This window comes from Rhodoferax sp. P1_F3 (assembly GCF_056405715.1).
In genome coordinates, this window is record NZ_JBFUBO010000028.1 from 1 (window position 1) to 5,618 (window position 5,618).

Annotated in this window: 2 tRNA genes and 3 rRNA genes; all 5 read left to right on the forward strand. The window is 50.1% G+C overall.

What is annotated here, in order from left to right:
* The first annotated feature begins 291 nt into the window (after positions 1-291).
* Positions 292-1,826, forward strand: a 16S ribosomal RNA gene (locus tag AC1DZ5_RS21385).
* Positions 1,827-1,922: 96 nt separating this feature from the next.
* Positions 1,923-1,999: transfer RNA gene (locus AC1DZ5_RS21390), tRNA-Ile, on the forward strand.
* 24 nt (positions 2,000-2,023) lie between these two features.
* A tRNA-Ala gene (locus tag AC1DZ5_RS21395) sits at positions 2,024-2,099 on the forward strand.
* Positions 2,100-2,466: 367 nt separating this feature from the next.
* Positions 2,467-5,346: ribosomal RNA gene (locus tag AC1DZ5_RS21400) — 23S ribosomal RNA — on the forward strand.
* A 160-nt stretch (positions 5,347-5,506) separates the two neighbouring features.
* Positions 5,507-5,618 (forward strand): 5S ribosomal RNA (gene rrf, locus AC1DZ5_RS21405); the annotation flags it as partial.

A 5,618-nucleotide genomic window follows, 5' to 3' on the forward strand; every position in this document is an offset into this window, starting at 1 on the left:
TCTAAAAAAAGCAAAAATCTTTTGCTTGATTTGACAGGGCTTCAAAAACTGTGTCATAATTCAAGGCTTCGCTGATCACAGCAAAGCAAACGAAACGAGATAAAAATTGTTTCAGATCATTAAAAATTTACAGCCGATAAGCGTGGGCGTTTGAAGGCGATTGCCAAGTTCTTTGGAACTAAGTCGCAAGACTTTAAACGCTCATGAAGTAAAAAAGATGTGGAAATCAGAAATGAAATTCACGTCGATTCCAATTTATGAGTTGCTCGAAAGAGCGAAAAATTCAAGATCGAACTATAGAGTTTGATCCTGGCTCAGATTGAACGCTGGCGGCATGCCTTACACATGCAAGTCGAACGGCAGCACGGGAGCAATCCTGGTGGCGAGTGGCGAACGGGTGAGTAATATATCGGAACGTGCCCAGTCGTGGGGGATAACGCAGCGAAAGCTGTGCTAATACCGCATACGATCTACGGATGAAAGCGGGGGATCGCAAGACCTCGCGCGATTGGAGCGGCCGATATCAGATTAGCTAGTTGGTGGGGTAAAGGCCCACCAAGGCGACGATCTGTAGCTGGTCTGAGAGGACGACCAGCCACACTGGAACTGAGACACGGTCCAGACTCCTACGGGAGGCAGCAGTGGGGAATTTTGGACAATGGGCGCAAGCCTGATCCAGCAATGCCGCGTGCAGGATGAAGGCCTTCGGGTTGTAAACTGCTTTTGTACGGAACGAAACGGTGAGCTCTAATAAAGTTTGCTAATGACGGTACCGTAAGAATAAGCACCGGCTAACTACGTGCCAGCAGCCGCGGTAATACGTAGGGTGCGAGCGTTAATCGGAATTACTGGGCGTAAAGCGTGCGCAGGCGGTTATATAAGACAGATGTGAAATCCCCGGGCTCAACCTGGGACCTGCATTTGTGACTGTATAGCTAGAGTACGGTAGAGGGGGATGGAATTCCGCGTGTAGCAGTGAAATGCGTAGATATGCGGAGGAACACCGATGGCGAAGGCAATCCCCTGGACCTGTACTGACGCTCATGCACGAAAGCGTGGGGAGCAAACAGGATTAGATACCCTGGTAGTCCACGCCCTAAACGATGTCAACTGGTTGTTGGGTCTTCACTGACTCAGTAACGAAGCTAACGCGTGAAGTTGACCGCCTGGGGAGTACGGCCGCAAGGTTGAAACTCAAAGGAATTGACGGGGACCCGCACAAGCGGTGGATGATGTGGTTTAATTCGATGCAACGCGAAAAACCTTACCCACCTTTGACATGTACGGAATTCGCCAGAGATGGCTTAGTGCTCGAAAGAGAACCGTAACACAGGTGCTGCATGGCTGTCGTCAGCTCGTGTCGTGAGATGTTGGGTTAAGTCCCGCAACGAGCGCAACCCTTGTCATTAGTTGCTACATTTAGTTGGGCACTCTAATGAGACTGCCGGTGACAAACCGGAGGAAGGTGGGGATGACGTCAAGTCCTCATGGCCCTTATAGGTGGGGCTACACACGTCATACAATGGCTGGTACAAAGGGTTGCCAACCCGCGAGGGGGAGCTAATCCCATAAAGCCAGTCGTAGTCCGGATCGCAGTCTGCAACTCGACTGCGTGAAGTCGGAATCGCTAGTAATCGTGGATCAGAATGTCACGGTGAATACGTTCCCGGGTCTTGTACACACCGCCCGTCACACCATGGGAGCGGGTTCTGCCAGAAGTAGTTAGCCTAACCGCAAGGAGGGCGATTACCACGGCAGGGTTCGTGACTGGGGTGAAGTCGTAACAAGGTAGCCGTATCGGAAGGTGCGGCTGGATCACCTCCTTTCTGGAAAACTGCAATTTAATTTGAACGCTCACACTTATCGGTTGTTGGAAGGTTGTCGCTAACGATCAAGCTTGCTTGGTTTGAAGTGACCGGCTTGGGTCTGTAGCTCAGTTGGTTAGAGCACCGTCTTGATAAGGCGGGGGTCGTTGGTTCGAGACCAACCAGACCCACCATCCCGTCCAATAGTCTTTGACCATGGGGGATTAGCTCAGCTGGGAGAGCACCTGCTTTGCAAGCAGGGGGTCGTCGGTTCGATCCCGTCATCCTCCACCATTCAACGATACTTATTTAGTCAACACCAAAGTTGCTTCGAATTCTTCGGAATAAAGAGGCTGCTTTGTTGTTGATCAAGATCTCTTGATCAATCGGCTGTTCTTTAACAATTTATAGAGTTTAATCAGCGTTGCTAACTTTAAGCTGCGTGAGGAAACTGCACATTCGTAAAGGTTTAGTGCAGACCGTGCCTTGCGTAGTTGTTAGCAACATAATTTTGATTGCGTCAAAATGAATATCAGACTTCACGTTTGAAATTCGAGTTATTCAAGTTAAACTGAATACGGCATAACGCGTCAGGTGAAAGACCTGACAAAACATTCCTTGAAGATTACGATGATTCTCGAAAGAGATGTCAAAGTTATAGGGTCAAGTGAATAAGAGCATATGGTGGATGCCTTGGCAATGATAGGCGACGAAGGACGTGATAGCCTGCGATAAGCTTCGGGGAGCTGGCAAATTAGCTTTGATCCGGAGATTTCCGAATGGGGAAACCCACCCTTTGGGGTATCGCATACTGAATACATAGGTATGCGAGGCGAACCGGGTGAACTGAAACATCTCAGTAGCTCGAGGAAAATACATCAACCGAGATTCCGAAAGTAGTGGCGAGCGAAATCGGAGAAGCCTGTTAGTGATAGCACAAGACTTAACGGAACATTCTGGAAAGGATGGCCATAGCGGGTGATAGCCCCGTACGTGAAAAGACCTGTGTGGTACTGAGCTAACGAAAAGTAGGGCGGGACACGAGAAATCCTGTCTGAATATGGGGGGACCATCCTCCAAGGCTAAATACTCATCATTGACCGATAGTGAACTAGTACCGTGAGGGAAAGGCGAAAAGAACCCCGGGAGGGGAGTGAAATAGATCCTGAAACCGTATGCTTACAAAAAGTAGGAGCCTCGCAAGGGGTGACTGCGTACCTTTTGTATAATGGGTCAGCGACTTACATTCAGTGGCAAGGTTAACCGAATAGGGAAGCCGTAGAGAAATCGAGTCCGAATAGGGCGTCTAGTCGCTGGGTGTAGACCCGAAACCAAGTGATCTATCCATGGCCAGGATGAAGGTGCCGTAACAGGTACTGGAGGTCCGAACCGACTAGTGTTGCAAAACTAGCGGATGAGCTGTGGATAGGGGTGAAAGGCTAAACAAACTTGGAAATAGCTGGTTCTCTCCGAAAACTATTTAGGTAGTGCCTCAAGTATTACCGACGGGGGTAGAGCACTGTTTTGGCTAGGGGGTCATGGCGACTTACCAAACCAATGCAAACTCCGAATACCGTCGAGTACAGCTTGGGAGACAGAGCACCGGGTGCTAACGTCCGGACTCAAGAGGGAAACAACCCAGACCGCCAGCTAAGGTCCCTAAAATTGGCTAAGTGGGAAACGAAGTGGGAAGGCTAAAACAGTCAGGATGTTGGCTTAGAAGCAGCCATCATTTAAAGAAAGCGTAATAGCTCACTGATCGAGTCGTCCTGCGCGGAAGATGTAACGGGGCTAAGCCAGTTACCGAAGCTGCGGATTTGCAATTTATTGCAAGTGGTAGGAGAGCGTTCTGTAAGCCTGTGAAGGTGCGTTGTAAAGCGTGCTGGAGGTATCAGAAGTGCGAATGCTGACATGAGTAGCGTTAAAGGGGGTGAAAAGCCCCCTCGCCGTAAGCGCAAGGTTTTCTACGCAACGTTCATCGGCGTAGAGTGAGTCGGCCCCTAAGGCGAGGCAGAGATGCGTAGCTGATGGGAAACAGGTCAATATTCCTGTACCGATGTGTAGTGCGATGTGGGGACGGAGAAGGTTAACTCAGCCAACTGTTGGACATGTTGGTTCAAGCTTGTAGTCGTGCCTGGTAGGCAAATCCGCCGGGCTTAGATGAGGAGTGATAACGAGAGTGCTTGCACTCGAAGTGAGTGATACCCTGCTTCCAGGAAAAGCCACTAAGCTTCAGCTACACACGACCGTACCGCAAACCGACACTGGTGCGCGAGATGAGTATTCTAAGGCGCTTGAGAGAACTCAGGAGAAGGAACTCGGCAAATTGACACCGTAACTTCGGAAGAAGGTGTGCCTTTAGTAGGTGAAGTCCCTCGCGGATGGAGCCCAATGAGGTTGCAAAAAATCGGTGGCTGCGACTGTTTATTAAAAACACAGCACTCTGCAAACACGAAAGTGGACGTATAGGGTGTGACGCCTGCCCGGTGCTGGAAGATTAAATGATGGGGTGCAAGCTCTTGATTGAAGTCCCAGTAAACGGCGGCCGTAACTATAACGGTCCTAAGGTAGCGAAATTCCTTGTCGGGTAAGTTCCGACCTGCACGAATGGCGTAACGATGGCCACACTGTCTCCTCCTGAGACTCAGCGAAGTTGAAATGTTTGTGATGATGCAATCTCCCCGCGGAAAGACGGAAAGACCCCATGAACCTTTACTGTAGCTTTGTATTGGACTTTGAACAGATCTGTGTAGGATAGGTGGGAGGCTTTGAAGCGGTGCCGCTAGGTATCGTGGAGCCAACGTTGAAATACCACCCTGGTGTGTTTGAGGTTCTAACCTAGGTCCATTATCTGGATCGGGGACAGTGCATGGTAGGCAGTTTGACTGGGGCGGTCTCCTCCCAAAGCGTAACGGAGGAGTTCGAAGGTACGCTAGTTACGGTCGGACATCGTGATGATAGTGCAATGGCATAAGCGTGCTTAACTGCGAGACTGACAAGTCGAGCAGATGCGAAAGCAGGACATAGTGATCCGGTGGTTCTGTATGGAAGGGCCATCGCTCAACGGATAAAAGGTACTCTGGGGATAACAGGCTGATACCGCCCAAGAGTTCATATCGACGGCGGTGTTTGGCACCTCGATGTCGGCTCATCTCATCCTGGGGCTGTAGCCGGTCCCAAGGGTATGGCTGTTCGCCATTTAAAGAGGTACGTGAGCTGGGTTTAAAACGTCGTGAGACAGTTTGGTCCCTATCTTCCGTGGGCGCTGCAGATTTGAGGAAGCCTGCTCCTAGTACGAGAGGACCGGAGTGGACACACCTCTGGTGTATCGGTTGTCACGCCAGTGGCATTGCCGAGTAGCTAAGTGTGGAAGAGATAACCGCTGAAAGCATCTAAGCGGGAAACTCGTTTCAAGATGAGATCTGCCGGGGCCTTGAGCCCCCTAAAGAGTCGTTCAAGACCAGGACGTTGATAGGTCAGGTGTGGAAGCGCAGTAATGCGTTAAGCTAACTGATACTAATTGCTCGTGCGGCTTGACCCTATAACTTTGATTCACGATAAGTGTCTCAAGGATGTTATGCCAAGTTGACGCATTCAAAATCCTGCCTGTGATACAGCATCACGGCAGGTGTCGTAAAAGACAAGCTGATTAGCTCTATAAATTGGTCGCCTTGACCTAGTCAAGGTGGCAACAAGTTATGCCTGACGACCATAGCGACTTGGTACCACTCCTTCCCATCCCGAACAGGACAGTGAAACGAGTCAGCGCCGATGATAGTGCGGATTCCCGTGTGAAAGTAGGTCATCGTCAGG